The following is a 19,249-nucleotide window of genomic DNA, read 5'->3' on the forward strand; positions in this document are numbered from 1 at the left end:
CGGGCGGCCGCAGCGCGGCGCGCACCTGCGCCGGCAGCTCGACGTCCAGCACGTCGGTGAACTGCCCCTCGGTGCTGACGTGCACGGACCCGTCGTCGGCGACGGCGATGCCCTCACCCTGCCGCTGGGAGGGCAACCCGAACGACGCGACCTTCTCGTGCTCGGGGAACGTGTAGACGGCCGCCGCCCCGTAGTCACGCAGCACGTAGTGCCGCCCGTCGGGGAAGAACGACCCGTCGGTGGCGAACGACAGCGAGTCCGCGACCGGCCGCAGCCGGTTGGGATGCTCGGTGGACAGCCGCCGGGGCGCGGCGTACACGGTGCCGCCGAAGAGGTTCTTGGACACCACGAACAGCTGGCCGGTGCGCGGCTGGGCCAGCAGCGTCTCGGCGTCCCGCGCGCCGTCGGGATAGACCAGCGTGTACGCCGCCGGCTCGACCGTCCGGTCACCGCGGCCGTACGGCACCCGCAGCACCTCGATCGAGGCCCGTGACCCGCCGTTGTCGCCGATGTCGGCCACCCAGACCTCGTGGTCGCCGGCCGGCGCGAGCGCCTCGACGTCGCGCGGAGCATCCGCCCACGACGTCGTCCCCACGGTCGCACCGGTGCGGTCCACGACGAAGATCCGGCCCCGGTCTCCGGAGTCGTTGGTCGTCACGAACAGCCCGTCGCGCACCACGAGACCGCTGGACTCCACGATCGCCGGGTCCTCGAACGTCAGGTCGACGGTCGACTCCGGGTCGGCGGGACCGGTGAGCGACCCGACCACGATCGAGGCCGCCGACGCCAGCCCGAGGAGCCGGTCGAGCATCAGCCCAGCAGCTCGGCGAGGCGGGGCCGGATCCCCCACGTGGCCACGAGCTCGTCGTACTCCTTGCGCACCGAGCCGCCCTTGACCGGCCCGCCGGTGCGGACCGCCCGCAGCATCGTGTTGCGCGGGGTGTGCTGGCTCTCGACGAACTGCACGACGTCGACGCGATAGCCCTGCTGCCGCATCAGCGACGCGCGCAGCCCGTCGGTGAGGGTGTCCGCGAGCCGCTCTCGGAGGATGCCGTGGCGGGTGAGCATCGCGTACGGCGCGGGCGTCGGCGCGCGGCGCAGCTGCGCGGCGATGTCGTGGTGGCAGCACGGCGCGGCCAGTACCAGCCGGGCGCCCCAGGCGACGGCCCGGGCGAGCGCCTCGTCGGTGGCGGTGTCGCACGCGTGCAGCGCGAGCACGACCTCGGGCGCGGGGTCGAGCTCGACGCCGCCGATGCTGCCGACGACGAACTCGGCACCGACGCCGAGCCGCTCGGCGACGGCGGCGTTGTGCTCGCGGGACTGCTCCTTGACGTCGACGCCGGTCAGCCGGACCGGCAGGCCGCGCCCGCCCGCGAGGAACCGCTCGGCCGCGAACGTGAGGTAGGCGTTGCCGCAGCCGAGGTCGGCGATCCGCAGCGGATCCTCGGCGGTGGGCCGGCGCAGGTGTCCCTTGTCGAACGCCTCGGTGATCGAGGCGTCGAGCAGCCGGAGGAACTCCTCGACCTGGCGGTACTTCGCCTGGCGGCTCGGCTTGAGCCGGCCGGACTCGTCGGAGATGCCGAGCGCCACGAAGACCGGGTCGTCCTCGGGCAGCAGCCGGGGCTTGTCGCGGTCGTGGCCCCGGTCGGCCTCGACCGGCTCGGTGCGGTCGGTCGTGTGGACGACGGCCTCGAGCTTCTTGGTGACCCGCAGCTGGTGGCTCTGGGTGGTCGTGTCGACGTGCCAGTTGCCGAACGGCTCGTCGAGCAGCGCGTCGACGGCGTCGCGGGCCGCGTCGCCCAGCGCATGGTTGGCGGTGTGCGCCTGGGTCTCGTCGTACGTCGTGACCTGCAGGTGCCGGCCGGCCTTGAGGTCGACGTAGCGCAGCTCGGCGCGCCGCCAGGTGGGCTGCTCGCCCTTCTGACGGCCCGACGCGACGGCCTTGACGAGCGCGTCGGGGTCGAGCAGGTGGTCGCGCATCCGGTTCAGCGCGCGCAGCAGCGGCTCGGACACTTAGTGGTCACCACCGTTGACTCGTCGGGGGTCCCCGCCGCCCAGGCACGCACCTCGCGGCGTTGCCGTCGCTCGACAGACGACTCGGGATGCTCTCGCTCCGGCGCCTTGCGATGCACGCACCTGAACGACGGCTACCCCTGATGAGCCAACGGCGGCAACCACTAGAGCACCGCCGCGATCACGACGATGACGAGCAGTGCCGCCAGCGCGATCGGGATGACGAGTCGGCGGTGGCGGGGGTTCACGCGTCGAGTCTAGATTCGAGCAGCTCGGCGAGGTGCATCGTGGGGACGTCAGCGAGGTCGTCGAGCTGGACCCGGCACGACATCCCGTCGGCGAGCACGACCGCGTCGGGGTGGCTGCGCACCGCGGGCAGCAGGTGCGTCTCGGCCACGGCGACCGACACCTCGTAGTGGCCCTGCTCCATGCCGAAGTTGCCCGCCAGCCCGCAGCAGCCGGCGACCTGGGTGACGGTCGCGCCGGCCCGCTCCAGCAGCCGCTTGTCGGCCGCCCAGCCGAGCACGGACGCGTGGTGGCAGTGCGGCTGGGCGACGACCTCGACACCGGCCAGCGAGGGCAGCGGCACATCGAGCCGCTCGAGCAGCTCGGCGAACGTCAGCACGTCGAGGTGCTGCCCGGTGAGCTCGGGCAGGTCGCTGCGCAGCGTCGCGAGGCAGGACGGCTCGAGGCCGACGACCGGCACCCCGGACTCGACGTACGGCGTGAGCGTGCGGGCCGTCCGGGCCATGATCGCGCGCGCCTCGTCGAGCTGACCGGTGGTCACCCAGGTCAGGCCGCAGCAGGCGTCGTCGTGGATCACCCGAGCCGTCACGCCGACCGACTCGAGGAACCGGATCGCCGCGAGCGCGTTGCCGGGGAAGAAGTGGTCGGTGAAGGAGTCGGCCCAGATCCAGACGTCCGGAACGATCTCCGGAATCCCCACGGACCTGCGGAGGGACGTCGCGGCGAACGGGGGGATCGATCTCCGCTGGTCGATGCCGGCGGTGGCCTTCGCCAGCCGCGCGACCGGGCCGAGCCGCATCATCCGGTTGGCCAGCGGAGCCACCGGGGCCGCCATCCGGGCCCACTTCGGCAGCCGGCCGAGCAGGTAGTGGCTGCGCGGGCGGCGCTTCCCGCTCGGACCGTCGTACGTCGCGTGCAGCGCCTCGGCCTTGTAGGTCGCCATGTCCACGCCGGTCGGGCAGTCGGACTTGCAGCCCTTGCAGGCCAGGCAGAGGTCCAGCGCCTCGTGCACAGCGGGATCCGCGAGCCCGTGCACGAGCTCGCCGTCGAGCGCCTCCTGGAGCACCCGCGAGCGGCCGCGCGTGGAGTCCTTCTCCTCCCGGGTCGCCAGGTAGGACGGGCACATCACGCCGGCGGTCCGGGGCGCGACGCACTTGCCGACGCCGGTGCAGCGGTGCACCTCGGCGGCCAGCGCGATCGCCGGCCGCGGACGCGCGGGCCGCAGGTCGGCGTCGAGCGGCGCGGGGTCGACGATGTTGCCCGGGTTGAGCAGGTTGGCCGGGTCGCAGATCTCCTTGACGGCCGCGAACAGCCGCAGCGTCTCCGCGTCGTACATCAGCGGCAGCAGCTCCGAGCGCGCGCGGCCGTCGCCGTGCTCGCCGGACAGCGAGCCGCCGTGGTCGCGGAGCTTGAGCGCGCACGCGGTCAGGAAGTCTCGGAACGCGCGCCGCGCGGCGTCCTCCTGCTGCACCTGGAACGGGAAGTCGATGCGCACGTGCACGCAGCCGTCGCCGAAGTGTCCGTAGGGCACCCCGTCGAGGTCGTGCTCGCGGAGCAGCTCGTCGAAGTCCCGCAGCCAGGCGCCGAGCCGCTCGGGCGGGACGGCGGCGTCCTCCCAGCCGGAGTACGCCGGGCGCGACAGGCTCCGCGCCGCCAGTCCGGCACCGTCCTCGCGGATCCGCCAGAGCGTGGCCGCCTCGGCGGGATCGCGCACGATCCGGTGCCCGAGGGCGCCGGCCTCGGCGACGACGCGCGCGGCCAGGGACTCCGCCTCCGCACCGGCGAGCTCGACGAACAGCCACCCGGCCCCGCGGGGCAGCTCGGGGACCGCGTTGCCGCGCGCCCGCACCAGGTCGACGATGCGTGCGTCGAGGCCCTCGCAGGCGATCATCTCGCCGGCGGTGGCCGCGACGAGTGCCGGCACGGCATCCGCCGCCTCGGCCATCGTCGGGTAGCCGAGCAGCACCAGCCACCGGTCCGCGGCGTCCTCGACGAGGCGCACGGTCGCCTCCTGGACGATGCCGAGCGTGCCCTCCGAGCCGACCAGGAACCGGTCCAGGCTCCGGCCGTGCTCGGGCAGCAGGTGCTCCATCGAGTAGCCGCTGACCTGGCGGGAGAACCGGCCGAACGTGGTCCGCACGTGCCCGAGGTGCTGGTCGACCAGCGCGCCCAGCCGTGCGTCGACGTCGGTCGCGCCGGGACCGTGGGCGACGTCCATCGCGACGACGTTGTCGACCGTGCGGCCGTAGCCGAGTGCCCGCGACCCGCAGGCGTTGTTGCCGATCATCCCGCCGATCGTGCAGCGCGTGTGGGTCGAGGGGTCCGGCCCGAAGCGCAGCCCGTACGGCGCGGCCGCGCGCTGGAGGTCCGCGTGGACGACACCGGGCTGCACGACCGCCGTGCGGGCCTCGGGATCGACCGACACCACCCGGTTGAGGTGGCGCAGGGTGTCGACGACGATGCCGGAGCCGACGGCGTTGCCGGCGATCGAGGTGCCGGCGCCGCGCATGGTCACCGGCGCACCGGTGGCGGCCGCGGTGTCGAGCACCGCGAGCAGCTCGTCTCGGTGCCGCGGCCGGACCACGACCCGGGGCACCACCCGGTACAGCGACGCGTCGGAGGAGTACAGCGCCCGGGTCAGCGTGGAGTCGTCGACGTCCGAGACACCCCGGCGGCGCAGCTCCCCGACCAGGTCTGGGGCGGCGAGGTCCGGAGACGTGGAGGGCACCTCACCAGTGTTCCATCGACGAGCGGAACACCGACGCCAGGTCCTCGGGCGTGGGACTCTTCGGCGCGGTCGCCAGCAGCCGCTGCTGCTGGAGCGCTCCGCTCACCAGGTCGTCGACGTCGGCGTCGGCGTACCCCACCGCGGCGAGGCCGTTGGGGATGCCGATGTCGCGCATCAGCGCGGTCAGCGCCGCGGGCAGCGCGTCCGGGCCGGGCGGTACGCCGGGGTCGAGCAGCCGGGCCGCGTGGAGGTGTCGCTCCGGTGCGGCGTCGAAGGTGAAGCGGAACGCCGCGGGCGCGGTCATCGAGACGGCCATCCCGTGCGGCACGATCGGCTCGCCGGGGTAGCCCTCGGGCCGGTAGTCGCGGACCCGTCCGGCGATCGGGTAGGCGTTGGCGTGCGGGATGTGCACGCCCGCGTTGCCGAAGCCCAGGCCGGCGAACGTCGCGGCCATCGCCATCTGCTCGCGTGCCTGCTCCCGGGCCTGCTCCCGGGCCTGCTCGGTGGCCTGCTCGTCCGACCCGCCGCGGACGGCCGCCCGGAACGCGCCGGCGATCAGCGACAGCGCCTTCTCCGACCACAGGTCGGCGATCGGGTTGGCGCCGCAGTACGGCACCCGCTGCTCGGGGCGCTTGGCCTCGAAGTCGGCGTACCACCGCGCGGTGTAGCTCTCGAGGGCGTGGCAGACGATGTCCATGCCGGCGGCCGCGGTCACCATCGGCGGCTGGGTGCTCGTGAGCGCGGGGTCCACGACCGCGAGCGTCGGGCGGAGCCGGGGATGGCTGATGCCGGTCTTCACCTTCAGGGCGAGCACGTCGAGCACGCAGATCGTCGTGCTCTCCGACCCGGTGCCCGTGGTCGTCGGGATGGCCACGAGCGGCAGCAGCGGCTGCTGCGGCGCCCGCGCCCGGCCGACGGGTGCGTTGACGTAGTCCATCAGCTCGCCGGGGTTGGTCGTCAGCAGGTTGACCGCCTTGGCGGTGTCGATCGACGACCCGCCCCCGACCGCGACGATCGCGTCGAACGGCCCGGCGTCGCGCGCGAACGCGATCGCCTCGGCCATCGACTCGTCGGTCGGCTCGACGTGCACGCGGTCGAACGTCGTGACGGCGATGCCCCGGGCCTGGACCTGCTCGGCGATCCGCGCCGGGTGCCCGGTCGCCGCGACACCGGGGTCGGTCACGAGCAGGACGCGCTGCGCGCCGTACGACGCGAGGTCGTGGCCGACCTCGCCGGACGCCCCCCGGCCGAACTTGAGCGCGGGCGCGGCGTAGGTGAACACGGTCTCGCTCATTCGGCCAACATAACGGCCCGGCGCGACCTTACGATGGCCCCGGAGGAGAGGGGGGGCTTCCATGCTGCTGCACGTCCGGCACCAGGCGCGCTGGATCGTGCTGGCCGTCGTCGTGGCCCTGGTCGCCGGCGCTCTCCTCTATCTCCAGCTGCGCACGCCCCGCGCCGCCGGCGAGGCGGCACCGGCCGGCGCCGCCCACCCGGTCGTCGACGGCAACCGGATCGTGGACGCCCGCAGCGGCCGGGAGTTCGTGCCGCGCGGGGTCAACTGGAGCAGCTTCGAGTACGCCTGCGCCCAGGGCTGGGGGATGTCGGCGCTCGACAGCCTGGTCGCCCGCGACCCGGCCGCCGCGGAGGCGGCGGCGATCGCCGACTGGGGTGCGAACACCGTGCGGCTGCCGCTCAACCAGGACTGCTGGCTGGGCACCCGCGGGGCTCCGGTCAGCGACCAGTACGAGGAGCGCACCGTCGCGGGCTACCGCGACGACGTCCACGCGTTCGTGACCGCGCTGAACCGGGAGGGCATCGTGGTGGTGCTCGACCTGCACAGCCGCAAGCGCATCGGCCAGCCGGAGTTCGGCAACCTGGCGATGCCCGACTCGGAGTCCATCGCGTTCTGGAGCTCGGTGGCCACCGACTACCGGGACAACCCGTCGGTGCTCTTCGACGCGTTCAACGAGCCGTACTCCCGCTACAACGCCGGCGGCACCGATCTGCTCTTCGACCTGACCTGGCGGTGCTGGCGCGACGGCGGCTGCGCCGCGCCGGTCCAGGACGACCAGAGCGCCACCCTCGGCCACGACACCTACCCCGTGCAGGGCATGGCGGCCGTGGTCGGCGCGATCCGCGAGACCGGCGCCCGGCAGCCGATCCTCCTCGGCGGCCTCGACTACGCCAACGACCTGAGCCACTGGCTCGAGTTCGCACCCGACGACGACCAGCTGATCGCGGCGTTCCACTCCTATGACTTCAAGGCGTGCGGCGAGGACTGCTGGGACGACGTCATCGGGCCGCTCGCGGACTCGGTGCCGGTGCTGACCTCCGAGCTCGGGGCGCGGCGCCCCGAGCAGGGGTACGTCGAGCGCTACCTCGACTGGGCCGACGAGCGCGGGATCGGGGCCCTGTTCTGGGTCTGGGCCGACCATCCCGCCGACCCGATGGCACTGGTGCTGGACGAGACCGGACGACCCACGGCGTACGGCCGGCTCGCGCGCGACTGGCTGACCGGGCACCTGCCCGGGCGGCCCGACCGGCGCTGACCGGGCGCTCATCGGGCGCTGATCGGGCGCTGACCGGTCCAGACCGGTCTCGGCAAATCCACATCCGGTCCACGCGCGGTCAACGATCGGTCAACAGTCCGTCAACGGTGGACCAGACCGGTCCTGAACCGTCCGGACGCGAACTAACGTGGGGCATCGAGGAGTCCGCCGTTTCGGTGAACGGCACGCGAGGGGGCGTGTCACCATGAGCCCGCAGGAGGGGCTCGGGGCCGGAGAGGTGGCACCTGGGCAGGGGGGAAAAGCATCATGTCGGTGCAGGCGAGTCCGTCGCGTCCGGCAACCAAGTCGATCGGCGCTGCCTTCGTGGACCTGGTGCTGACCCTCGTGATCCTCGTGGTCGTCTTCCTCGCGTTCCTCCTCGCCCCGCTCGTCGCGCTCGGGCTGGCCTACCTCGCCTACGCGGTGCTGCGACCGCGCGCGAAGAAGGCGCGGGACAACCGGGCCGTCGCTCCCGGCGGGCCCGGCACTCCCGGATCCGGCACCGCCGGCCGGACGGGGGCGGGCACGTTCGGCTTCGGGTCGGGGGCGACACCGTGACCACCACCCAGTCCGGGCCGGCCGGCCGGCCCGCCGTCGAGACGCGGCACCGCCCGCGCCTGACCGACGGCGTCGCCCAGGACCTGCGCCACCTCATCCCCGAGGGCATCTGCCGCACGTTCCGCGTGATGCCCTACGCCACCACCGACGGCACCGTGCTCGTCGCCGCCGCCGACGCCGACGACCCGATCACCACGCAGGTGGTCGCCGAACGGATCGACCGCCCCGTCGAGCTCGTGCGCCACACCGTCAACGAGATCGTGGCCGCGATCGACTCGGTCTACCCGCCGCAGGAGACCGAGGTCGAGACGCCGGACGCCCGGCGGGCGCGGATGCAGATCGCCCAGATGCTCACCCGCAGCGGCCTGATCTCCGACGAGCAGCTCCAGCGGGCGATGCTGGAGTACTCCCGCACCGGCGACCCGCTCGGCGACATCCTGGTCTCGCACGAGGCGATCACCGAGGACGTGCTGGTGGCCGCGCTCTCGGAGATGTACCAGATGCAGCGCGTCGGGCTGGCGGGCTTCACGCCGGACCTCGAGGTCGCGCGCCGGCTGCCGGAGTCCCTGGCCCACGCCTACCAGGCGGTGCCGGTGGCGGCGACCGACGACCTGGTCCTCGTCGCGGTCGCGCGGCCCCTGGACGCCGAGCAGTCCGCCCACGTCGAGGAGGCGCTCGGCTCCCCCTTCCGCCAGCTCCTCGCGAACCGCACCGACCTCGACCAGCTGATCCAGCGCGTGCACGCCCGGCACTACGCCGAGGTGTCCACCCGGCTGCTGATGGAGACCCGGCCCGAGGAGTCCGCGCACGTCGTGATCTCCGGCGGCCAGAAGGCCGGCCTCGTGATCACCGCGATCGTGGTCGTCGTGTGCGCGGTCATCTGGCCGATGCGGACGGCGATCGGACTGGTCGCGGCCTGCAGCCTGCTCTACCTCGTGGTGTCCCTCTACAAGTTCCGCCTCACGCTGCGCGCGCTCGGCACCCACCTGGAGACCGACGTCACCGACGAGGAGATCGCGGCGCTCGACGAGCGGTACCTGCCCGTCTACACGATCCTCGTCCCGCTCTACAAGGAGGCGGGCATCGTGCCCCGCCTGGTCCGCGACATCAACGCCCTGGACTACCCCCGCACCCGGCTCGACGTGAAGCTGCTGTGCGAGGAGGACGACGAGGAGACCGTCCAGAAGATCCGGGACATGCAGCTGCCGCCCCACTTCCACCTCGTGGTGGTGCCCGACAGCCAGCCGAAGACCAAGCCCAAGGCCTGCAACTACGGCCTGCAGCTCGCGACCGGCACCTACTGCGTGATCTTCGACGCCGAGGACCGCCCCGACCCCGACCAGCTGAAGAAGGCGGTCATCGCGTTCGGCCGGGTCCCCGAGAACGTCGTGTGCGTGCAGGCGAAGCTCAACCACTTCAACCAGGACCAGAACATGCTCACGGCCTGGTTCGCCAACGAGTACTCGATGCACTTCGAGCTGGTGCTGCCCGCGATGGGCGCCGCGGGGTCGCCGATCCCGCTCGGCGGCACGTCCAACCACTTCGTCACCGACAAGCTGCGCGAGCTCGGCGCCTGGGACCCGTTCAACGTGACCGAGGACGCCGACCTCGGCATCCGCCTGCACCGCGAGGGCTACCGCACCGCGATGATCGACTCCACGACGCTGGAGGAGGCGAACTCCCAGGTGCCCAACTGGATCCGCCAGCGCAGCCGGTGGAACAAGGGCTACATCCAGACCTGGCTGGTCCACATGCGCAACCCGGTCGGGCTGCTCCGCCAGACCGGGCTCAGCGGGTTCGTGAGCTTCAACCTGACGATGGGCAGTGCGTTCGTGCTGCTGCTCAACCCGATCTTCTGGTCGTTGACCACGCTGTACGTGTTCACCCAGGCCGGCTTCATCGAGCAGCTGTTCCCCGGCCTGATCTACTACGCCGCCAGCGCCCTGCTCTTCGTCGGCAACTTCGTGTTTGTCTACCTCAACGTCGCAGGCAGCCTGCACCGCGGCGAGTTCGGGCTGACCCGCACGGCCCTGCTCTCCCCGCTGTACTGGGGGCTGATGAGCTGGGCCGCCTGGAAGGGCTTCGTCCAGCTGTTCACCAACCCGTTCTACTGGGAGAAGACCGAGCACGGCCTCGACGAGGGCCACGGGTGAGCACCCCATGAGCACCGTCGTCCACACCAAGGACCGTCTCAGCGGCATCGTCCAGTCGGTCGGCCGGCGCCCCAACGACGTCCCCCGGCGGGCCTGGGAGAGCGCCCTGGTCTTCGCGTTGTTCACCGTCGCCTACACGTGGTTCGGCTACTGGCTGGTCGTCGACCTCCACGTGGTCGGCTTCGAGACGCTCGATCGGCTCAACCGCGCGCTGATGGTGTGGCACAACGACCCCGCGAAGCTGTCGGCGATCGGGTTCGACTACCCGCCGCTCGCGACGCTGCTGATCGCTCCGCTGGCGATCGTCCGTGGGCTGGTGACCTCGCTCGCGGTCGTGCCGCTGGCGTCGGCGGTGTTCGCGGCCTTCACGATGGTCGCCTTCAACACGATGATGCGGCGGGCGCTCGTCGCCGCCCCGTTGCGGTACGCCGTGCTGCTCGCGCTCGGGGCCAACCCCCTCGTGCTGCTCTACGCCACCACCGGCACCCGCCACTTCGTGTGGATCGCGCTGGTGGTGACCGCCCTCGGTGCACTGTTCGCCTGGTACATCACCGCGGACGTCCGCTTCGTGATGCTCGCGGGGATCTCCTACTCGGTCGCGGCCCTCGCGGGCTACACGAGCCTCACGTTCTTCGTCCTCAGCGCGATCATGATCGGCGCGATCCTGGCCCGCCTCGGCGCGGACGGCACCGAGGTCGAGGGCACGGTGGTCGGCTTCGCCTCGCCGACGATCTACGTCGTCGCCCTCTGGACCGCGTTCAACTTCATCCTGCTGTTCCGGCCGTTCGCGTGGATCACCCGGTCCAGCGACGCCGCCGCGTCCGGCGGTCTCGAGACGTTCTCCGCGGTGGAGCTGCTGCGCGCCACCGGAGAGCTGGTGCTGTACGGCGCACCCATCGCGATCGTCGTGCTCCCCGCCCTGGTGTTCGCCGGGATCGCCCGCGGCAACCCGTTCGCGCTCTGGCTCGGCGTGATGCTCGGGGCCGCGATCATCATGCCGTCCGCGGCGGTGGTCCTGCGGCTGACCGACTCCCCGATGCTGATGCGCAACGCCCTCCCGATCCTCCTGATCAGCATGATCGGCGCGATCTGGCTGGCCCGGTCGGCGGAGGAGGGCAGCTCGATCGTCGCGGCGCTGCTGGTCGTCGCGCTGGTGATCAGCGTTCCCTGGACCATCCAGGCGATGAAGACCTACCGCTACCAGAACCTCGAGGCGCCGTTCGCGGCCGCGATCACGACCGGGGAGTCCCAGGAGGGCGCGGAGACCCTCAACAACGAGAAGGTCGGGATCGTCTCCGAGCAGGCGATGGCGGAGTACATCTCCAACAACGTGTCGCGCGACAACTCGATCCTCACCGACAACGCGCAGACCTACGCCGTGATGATGCTGACCGGCCACCCGGAGTACTTCTTCGACCGGATCGACCGCAGCGACGGCCCGTGGAAGGTCGCGGCCCGCGACCCGGCCGCCCACGGCATCGACTACCTGCTGATGTCGCGCAGCGACAACGGGGACCTGCTCACCAAGCTCTACCCCGACGCCGTGACCGACTCCGACGCCGAGCTCCGGCCGGTCTACGAGACCCCGCGGTACGTCCTCGTGCGCGTGCCCGTCGGCTACCAGCCGGGCGGCGTGCCCACCGGCCAGCTCGGGGAGTCATGATGGCCGAGGACACGCCCCGGATCGCGCCGCCGCCCTCGGTCGACGACGTGCTCTCCGCGCTCACCGACGCGTCCCGGATCGGGCAGGTGGACTTCGGTGCCGGGGTCGACACCGGGCCGAAGGCCCGCCGTACGGTCCGACGGTCCGCGCCGGCTCCGTCCGTCGAGACCAAGTCGGCGCTGCGCCGGGTCCCGACACCGATGGCCGCGCCGATCACCGAGCCCCGGACGCAGCCAGACGTGACCGACGCCCCGGAGTCGACCGCGCCACCAGCGGAACCACCCGCAGCACCGCCCGTGGCCACGGAGCCCGAGCCGGCCGCCGAGCCCACACCTGAGCCCACACCGGAGCCCGCGCCGGAGCCCACGTCGGGGCCTCCTGCCCCCGAGGCGTCCCAGGTGAGGAGGCCCCGGTCGGCGCCGAAGCCGCTGACCGTGGTCGGCGAGCGCCCGGACGAGGTCGAGCCCCGGCCGCAGCAGCAGACGACCCGCCGGCGCCCCGCGCCGCGTACGCCGGCACCCCCCGTGGACGTCGCGCGTGCGGTGGAGGAGCTCGCCGCCGGTGTGATGGGGCGCATCCACGCCGCCGAGCGGGCAGCACTGCGGCACCTGGAGGCGATGGAGCTCGAGGCCGCCCGCCGCTACGAGCTGGTCACCGCCCAGGCCGAGCTGGACGCCGAGCTGATCCGCCTGCAGTCGCGCCGGGAGGCGCACGCCATCGTGACCGCCGCCCGGATGCGCGCCGGCGAGCTCGACGACTACGAGGACCCCGGCGACATCGGGCACCGCCTCGCCGTCCTCAGCGACGCCATCTCGCGCGTGGCCGACACCACCGATGCGACGCTCGCGCGGTCGCGGGACCGTGAGCGGGACCGGGAGGGTGGGTCCTCCCGATGACGATCCGACTGCGCCGCGGCCACCAGCTGGTCGCGCTCGCCGCCGCCACCTCCGTGCTGCTCTCCGGCTGCGCCGGCGGCGACACGGGCGACGGGCCCTCCGACGAGGTCGTCGTGACGGTCGACCCCACGCAGGCCGCGGGCGTCGTGGTGCCGGAGCGGCGCTTCTTCAGCGACAGCTCCCCGTGGAACCGCCGCATCGACACCTCGCGGGCCGACCCGAGGTCCGACGACATGATCTCCTTCGCCCAGGAGCGCGTCGGGGTGATCGAGCGGCCGGGCTCGAAGAACCAGATCATCACCCGCGACCTGGTCGACGACGGGCTCTACATCAACACGACCCGGTGGACCGTCCCGGTCGTGGCGGGCGGCCGGCCGACCTCGCTCGTGTGCCGACAGCTGGTCTGCGGCGACGGCGAGGACACGACCGTCCTCAACATCCCCGACGACGTCGACCCGGACCCCCGCTACGACGGCTGGTACACCGTGTTCGACACCTCGGCGTCGGTGGCCTACGACCTGTGGCGCGCCCGCCGGGAGTCCGACGACACGATCTCCTACAACTACATGCGCAAGTGGGACCTGAACGGGCCGGGCTACAGCGACCCCTGGACCGAGGGCGCCCGGGGCTCCGGGCTGCCGCTGTTCGCGGGCCTCATCCGCCCGGGCGAGCTCGAGTCCGGGGAGATCCAGCACGCGCTGGCGATCAGCGTCCCCGGACCCGCGGCCGGCATCTTCGTGCGGCCGGCCTCCTCGACCGACGGCAACGGCCGGGCCCGGTCGCTCCCCGAGGGCGCCCGGATCCGCCTCAAGCGCGACGTGGTGCTGCCGGCGCCCCGCGACCCCCGCACCGGCAAGCTGATCAAGCTGACCAAGCAGCAGCAGCGCATGGCCGACGCGATCGTCGCGTGCCTGCGCACGTACGGCGCGATCGTCGTCGACCGGGCCGCCGTGCCGACCCTCTACGCCCAGCGTGACGTCACCGAGGGCCTCATCACCGGCAACGAGCTCCAGGGCCTCACCCTCGACGACTTCGAGGTCCTGCCACTGGGCCAGCGGTACCACTACCCGCCGGAGGAGGACGAGCTCGACACCGCGGACGGCGCCAGCCCGTCGGCCTCCCCGACCGGCTCACCGACCGAAGGGGGCGCAGCACAATGAGGCGCAACCGGTCGAGTCTCGCCCGTCCGCTGATCGGATCCCTCGCCGCGGCGGCCGTCTCGCTCGGCCTGCTCACGGCCTGCTCGGACCCCTCGCAGGAGGCGACCGACTCCGTCAGCCAGGACCAAGCGGACACGTTCCGGGAGGACCAGCTGCGGCAGAAGGACATCGACAAGGCGTACGCCGCGCTGCCGACCCGCCCGACCGGCGTCGTCGACATCGACGGCTCGACCGGCGGGTCGCTGACGCCCTCGGAGGTCGACAGCTACCAGGCCACGGCCGACGCGGCCCAGGTCAACGTGGCCGCCAACGGCGAGGACCAGGCCTTCCAGGAGCTGTGTGCCGGACAGATCGACCTGGTCGACTCGGCCCGGCCGATCAGCCGCGCCGAGTGGGAGGCCTGCCAGGCCGTCGGTCTCGACGTCGTGCAGTTCCAGGTCGCCGCCGAGGCGATCGTCGTGGCGATCAAGTCCGAGACCGACGTCGGCACCGACTGCCTGACCGTCGACCAGGTCCGCGACATCTACCGGGCCGGCTCCCCCTTGACCAACTGGAGCCAGGAGCCGCTCGGCTTCGACGACGTGCCGCTTGCGGTCGGCGGCCCCAACCCCGACAACAACGGGTTCGGGTTCTTCGGACGCTACGTCCTGGGCGCTCCGGAGCCTTCTCAGGTCGACCTCCGGTCGGACTACTACCTGGCGGCGGACGACGCCGAGGCCCGCAAGTTCGTGGTCGGCAAGCGCACCCTCGAGGTGCGCGCCTCCCGCTTCGACAACGTGAGCCGGCGACGCGCCCAGGCCAACCAGGCGCTCCAGGACGCCCGCACCGAGATGCTCGCCGCCCGCGACGAGCTCGCCGTCGCGCTCGCGGAGCGGGCCAAGGGCATCCGCGACCAGCGGCCGGTGGCCGACAAGCGCAAGGACCAGCGGCGCGTCGACGCGGCGTACGAGCGGCGCTCGGCCGCGCGGGTGCGGCTCGACGCCGCACTGCAGCGCTACCGCACGCTCGACGACCTCTATCGCAGCACCGACCAGGCACGCCGCCTCTACAACGCCTACCGCGGCCACGTGGCGTACTTCCGGTTCAGCTACTACGAGCTGTTCGAGGACCAGCTGCGGCCGTTCGAGATCACGATGCCCGACGGGCAGCGCAACTGCATCTTCCCCAGCCAGCGCACCATCACCAGCGGCGAGTACCCGCTCGCGCGCCAGCTGCTGATCACGACCACGACCCGGTCGCTGGCCCGCGCCGAGGTGCGCGACTTCCTGAGGCACTACGTCGCCAACGCGCAGGCGAGCGCCGACTCGGCCCGCTTCGTGGCACTGCCCGGCGAGACGGTGCGCGCGCAGCTGGCCTGGCTCGACGGCGACCAGACCCCCACGCTCTACGTCCCCGACGACGAGGCCACCACGCCCGTCCGGCCGCTCCCGAGCGAGAAGCCGGCGCGATGACCGCCCGGCCCACCCGTCTCGTCGTGCTGGCGGCGGCACTGCTGCTCACGCTGCCGGTCCTCGGCACGGCCCCGACGTACGCCGGCCCGTCGGCGTCCGGCGTCGCCGCGCACCAGCGGCAGGTCCAGCAGTCCAAGCGCATCGTGGTGAAGTGGCAGGGCTTCCAGAGGCGACCGCGGTACCAGAAGGCCGCCGACGTCCCCGGGATCGGCCAGGTCGAGCTGGTCTGCCGGCCGAACGCCACGATGCTGCGGATCCGCGCCAACGATCGCCGCGCCGAGACCCAGCTGTGGATGGCGAAGTTCGAGACCAAGGACGGCACCGACCGGGTGGCGGTCAAGAACGTGCGGGTCTACACCTACGCCACCGCCGCCGACGACGGGACCGGCGGCACCGGCCAGCAGTCCCACGAGGGTCTGAACCAGCGGTCCCCGATCGAGGACTACGCGAAGGGCTCGGCGTACGGCGTGATCAGCCAGCGACCCGGGCGCAACCGGCCCGGGGGCGGTCCGGTGACCGTCCCGGTGACCTCGTTCAAGCTCACGTGGTACTGGGAGCGGTTCGCCTACCCGGGCAGTCAGTACTGCAAGATGACGCTCGCGCTGCGCACCGACACCGATCAGCAGCTCGGCCTGAGCTGGCACGGCGACGACGAGGCCGCCACGCAGCAGACGTCCACGACGACGATCCCCGGCTTCGGCACCGCCGAGCTGCGCTGCGAGACCGGACGCACCGGCCAGCAGACCATCGCGCTGCGACCCGACGACCCGGACTCGTTCATGGACTACGAGTACATCCAGGGCGAGGGACGCGTCGACGACCCCAGCCACATCGCGCACTACAGCGACCTCGACTACGACCCCGAGACCGGCCTGCTCGGCCCGGTCGACCTGCCCCGCAACGGCATGATGCGCATCTGGTGGTCGGTCGGCGGCGAGAAGCGGGCCTGGGTGCTCTCGTCCTACCAGGTCACCAACAACGCGGCGAAGCCGTACCTCGACCTCTGCGAGATCGCGGCGACCCCGCTGCCCTGATCATCGGGCCCGCAGCGCCTCGCGGACCAGGTCGAGCACCGGCACCCGCCCGCTCTCGATCTGCGCCAGTGGCACCCACGCCACCTCGGCGGACGTACCCCCGTGCTCGGCGAGCCGGGGCTCGGCGTCCGGGTCGACGTCGGCGGCGAAGACCAGCGCCACCGAGTGGAAGTCCTCGTAGCGGCCCGACGGGGCGGTGCCGCTGAAGTGATCGTCGTGGACCGCGACCAGCTCGGCGACCCGGGCCTCGACGCCGGCCTCCTCGCGCACCTCGCGGACCACGGCCGTGCGCGGCGACTCACCGTGGTCCACGCCGCCGCCGGGCAGGGTCCACGACCCGGTGTGGAAGCCCAGGTCGGAGATCCGCACGAGCAGGACCTCGTCCGCGCGGCGGATCAGCGCGTAGGCGCCGAGCCGCTGGTGCCGGAACGGGCGGTGGTCGGCCACCGCCTCGAGCACCATCGGCACCACCGGGACGGTCTGGTCGAGGACCTCCTCGACCGGCTTCCACGCCGCCTCGACCGTCGAGCCGCCGACCTCGACGACCCGCGGCTCGGGGGCGTCGACCGGCACCCACCCGTCGTACACGATCCGCAGGGCGTGGGCATCGACGCGGCGGCCGTCGCGCCACACCCCCGGCAGGTGCGCGGAGTAGACCCGGGCCGTCTCGCCGACGACCGCGTGCAGCCCGGTCTCCTCGTGGATCTCACGGATGACCGCGTCGCGGGGATCCTCCCCGTGGTCGAGACCACCACCCGGGAGGGTCCACAGCTCCTCGCTGGTGATGCTCGGCGAGAGCCGGCTGAGCAGGATCTTGCCCTCGCGGATGATCACGGCGTACGCCGCCACCCGCTGCCGCTTGGGGAGCCCGACCATCGGCGGCCCTCAGCTGAACGGCGGTCGGTGGTCGCGTGCGATCGAGCGGCGCCCGGCCCAGCGCCACACCCGCGCGGCCCGGTCCCGGTCCTCGTCGGTGACGAGGTTGCCCATCCATCGCAACGCCAGCGTCATCAGCCAGTCCGAGCGCATGCCGGCGGGCCCGAGGGTCGGCAGCAGCCGCGGGATCGTCACCAGCCCCGCCAGCCGGCGGGCGATCGAGAACGCCTCGCCGTAGTGCTCGCGCAGCAGGGCCGGCCAGACGGCGTCGAGGCCCGGCGCGTCGGCGGGCCGCTCCGCGAGGACCTGGGCGACCAGTCGACCGGTCTCCAGGCCGTAGTCGATGCCCTCGCCGTTGAGCGGGTTCACGCACGCGGCCGCGTCCCCGATCAGCGCCCAGTTGGGCCCCGCGACGTGGGAGACCGCCCCGCCCATCGGCAGCAGCGCCGACGTCGGCATCCGCAGGTCGCCAGAGAGCTTGAAGTCGGTGCGGCGCTGGTCGGCGTAGTGCGCCATCAGCGGCTTGATCGCGACGTCGGCGGGCCGCTTCGCCGTCGCGAGGGTGCCGACGCCGAGGTTCACCTCGCCGGTGCCGAGCGGGAAGATCCAGCCGTAGCCCGACAGCACGGCGCCGTCTTGGCCGCGCAGCTCGAGGTGGGAGCTGATCCAGGGGTCGTCGGACATCTCGGAGGTGACGTAGGAGCGCCCGGCGACGCCGTAGACGGTCTCCCGGTGCCACTCCCGCCCCAGGACCTTGCCCAGCGGCGAGCGCACCCCGTCGGCGACGACCAGCCGGCGGCAGGCGATCTCGACGAGCTCGTCGCCGATGCGGAACACGACCGCGGCGACCCGACCGCCGTCGCGGCGGACGTCGACGGCCCGGGCGCCGTCGACCGCGACCGCACCGGCCTTGATGGCGCAGGTGCGCAGGTGGTCGTCGAGCTCGGTGCGGGCCACCGCCGAGCCCCAGCTCGGCAACGAGCCGCCCGGCCAGGGCAGGTGGAGGGTCTGGCCGAAGCCGTGGGCACGCAGGCCCTGGTTGACGGTGTGGGCACGCAGCCAGTCCTCGAGGCCGAGTCGCTGCAGCTCCCCGATCGCCCGCGGCGTCAGCCCGTCACCGCAGGTCTTGTCGCGGGGGAAGACGGCGGAGTCGGCGAGGACCACGTCCATCCCCGCGCGGGCCGCCCAGGCCGCCGCGGCCGACCCCGCGGGGCCGGCGCCGACGACGAGGACGTCGGTCGAGGTCGGGATGCTCACGCCCCGATTGTCTCAGGCCCGGGGCGGATCCTCCCAAGCGGCGCCGTCTCGTGACCAGCGGGCGCGGCCCAGGTCACGGCCCAGGTCACGGCCGGCGGTACGGCTTGTGCTCGAGCAGGTGGATGCGGTGGCGGCGACAGCCGGTGGTCGGGTGCTCGACGTACTGCGAGCGGGTCTCGTTCGGGAGGTAGACCCGGAACCCGTCCACGTGCGCCGGCCGGCAGCGTCGCTTGGGGTACGCGGTCGCGTCGGTCTCCGACACCGGGCTGACGAGCCGCTGTCCGGGACGGACGACGAACGTGCGCACCCGGCCGGGGGTGCGCTCGGCGGGGGCCCCGATCTGGGTGCCGTCACCTCCGCCGACGTAGGACAGCCCGCCGTACCCTCCGGTGCGGCAGGGGTGGTCGGACACGTTCTTGAGCACGATCCGCCCGTAGCGGTGGCTCATGGCGGCATCGCCGCCGTGGTAGGACGCCGTCAGCTCGGCGTTCGTGCAGGGTGCGGGGGCGGCTGCCCCGGCGGTCGGCCCGGCGGTGACGCCGGGAACGGTCAGGCCCGCGGCGAGGACGCCCAGGGCGGCTGCGGTGGGGAGGAGCTTCATACCGCTGGGACGCGCCGGAGCGCACGGGAGTTGTCGTCCGGATGCCGAGTCGGCGCCAGTT

15 protein-coding genes are annotated in these 19,249 nt (G+C 72.9%); 8 read left to right on the top strand and 7 right to left on the bottom strand.

Features of this window, described 5'->3' with window-relative positions; all coding sequences use genetic code 11:
• The 4 genes from VGD85_RS07095 to VGD85_RS07110 all read right to left on the bottom strand — a co-directional run.
• The coding region (locus VGD85_RS07095) for a hypothetical protein (RefSeq protein ID WP_331062749.1) at positions 1-811 on the bottom strand (811 nt) is incomplete at its 3' end.
• The gene (locus tag VGD85_RS07100; RefSeq protein WP_331062750.1) at positions 811-2,013 is read right to left on the bottom strand and encodes an SAM-dependent methyltransferase; all 1,203 of its coding nucleotides are present in this window, start codon (positions 2,011-2,013) and stop codon (positions 811-813) included. The genes VGD85_RS07095 and VGD85_RS07100, both read right to left, overlap by 1 nt.
• A 244-nt stretch (positions 2,014-2,257) precedes the next feature.
• Positions 2,258-4,987, bottom strand: a complete 2,730-nt coding sequence (locus tag VGD85_RS07105) for an FAD-binding and (Fe-S)-binding domain-containing protein (protein WP_331062751.1) — start codon at positions 4,985-4,987, stop codon at positions 2,258-2,260.
• 1 nt (position 4,988) lies between these two features.
• Positions 4,989-6,281: a hydroxyacid-oxoacid transhydrogenase gene (locus tag VGD85_RS07110; protein ID WP_331062752.1), complete on the bottom strand. Its 1,293-nt coding sequence runs from the start codon at positions 6,279-6,281 to the stop codon at positions 4,989-4,991.
• A gap of 61 nt (positions 6,282-6,342) precedes the next feature.
• On the opposite strand from VGD85_RS07110, the gene VGD85_RS07115 reads away from it, so the two are divergent.
• The 8 genes from VGD85_RS07115 to VGD85_RS07150 all read left to right on the top strand — a co-directional run bounded on the left by VGD85_RS07115 (position 6,343) and on the right by VGD85_RS07150 (position 16,454).
• Positions 6,343-7,539, top strand: a complete 1,197-nt coding sequence (locus VGD85_RS07115; protein ID WP_331062753.1) for a glycoside hydrolase family 5 protein — start codon at positions 6,343-6,345, stop codon at positions 7,537-7,539.
• A gap of 273 nt (positions 7,540-7,812) precedes the next feature.
• On the top strand, positions 7,813-8,097 hold the full coding sequence (locus VGD85_RS07120) for a hypothetical protein (RefSeq protein WP_331062754.1): 285 nt from the start codon (positions 7,813-7,815) through the stop codon (positions 8,095-8,097).
• Complete coding sequence (locus tag VGD85_RS07125; RefSeq protein ID WP_331062755.1) at positions 8,094-10,250, top strand: glycosyltransferase; 2,157 nt, start codon at positions 8,094-8,096, stop codon at positions 10,248-10,250. The genes VGD85_RS07120 and VGD85_RS07125 overlap by 4 nt, the downstream gene beginning before the upstream one ends.
• A 7-nt stretch (positions 10,251-10,257) precedes the next feature.
• Complete coding sequence (locus VGD85_RS07130) at positions 10,258-11,913, top strand: hypothetical protein (protein WP_331062756.1); 1,656 nt, start codon at positions 10,258-10,260, stop codon at positions 11,911-11,913.
• Complete coding sequence (locus tag VGD85_RS07135; RefSeq protein ID WP_331062757.1) at positions 11,913-12,809, top strand: hypothetical protein; 897 nt, start codon at positions 11,913-11,915, stop codon at positions 12,807-12,809. Before VGD85_RS07130 ends, VGD85_RS07135 begins: the two co-directional genes overlap by 1 nt.
• Positions 12,806-13,969: a hypothetical protein gene (locus VGD85_RS07140; protein WP_331062758.1), complete on the top strand. Its 1,164-nt coding sequence runs from the start codon at positions 12,806-12,808 to the stop codon at positions 13,967-13,969. The genes VGD85_RS07135 and VGD85_RS07140 overlap by 4 nt, the downstream gene beginning before the upstream one ends.
• Complete coding sequence (locus tag VGD85_RS07145) at positions 13,966-15,420, top strand: PstS family phosphate ABC transporter substrate-binding protein (RefSeq protein WP_331062759.1); 1,455 nt, start codon at positions 13,966-13,968, stop codon at positions 15,418-15,420. The genes VGD85_RS07140 and VGD85_RS07145 overlap by 4 nt, the downstream gene beginning before the upstream one ends.
• Positions 15,417-16,454 carry a hypothetical protein gene (locus VGD85_RS07150; protein WP_331062760.1) on the top strand — a complete coding sequence of 346 codons (1,038 nt, stop codon included), beginning with the start codon at positions 15,417-15,419 and terminating at the stop codon, positions 16,452-16,454. The genes VGD85_RS07145 and VGD85_RS07150 overlap by 4 nt, the downstream gene beginning before the upstream one ends.
• Here the strand turns inward: VGD85_RS07150 and VGD85_RS07155 are convergent, their stop codons facing one another.
• The 3 genes from VGD85_RS07155 to VGD85_RS07165 all read right to left on the bottom strand — a co-directional run bounded on the left by VGD85_RS07155 (position 16,455) and on the right by VGD85_RS07165 (position 19,188).
• Positions 16,455-17,330, bottom strand: coding sequence for an NUDIX hydrolase (locus VGD85_RS07155; protein ID WP_331062761.1), 876 nt, complete (start codon positions 17,328-17,330; stop codon positions 16,455-16,457). It lies immediately after the preceding gene.
• 9 nt (positions 17,331-17,339) lie between these two features.
• Positions 17,340-18,587, bottom strand: a complete 1,248-nt coding sequence (locus tag VGD85_RS07160) for a geranylgeranyl reductase family protein (RefSeq protein WP_331062762.1) — start codon at positions 18,585-18,587, stop codon at positions 17,340-17,342.
• 85 nt (positions 18,588-18,672) lie between these two features.
• Positions 18,673-19,188, bottom strand: coding sequence for a DUF4232 domain-containing protein (locus VGD85_RS07165; RefSeq protein WP_331062763.1), 516 nt, complete (start codon positions 19,186-19,188; stop codon positions 18,673-18,675).
• Between the last annotated feature and the right edge of the window lie 61 nt (positions 19,189-19,249).

Origin of the sequence: Nocardioides sp., from assembly GCF_036401255.1 — a bacterium.
GTDB lineage: Bacteria > Actinomycetota > Actinomycetes > Propionibacteriales > Nocardioidaceae > Nocardioides.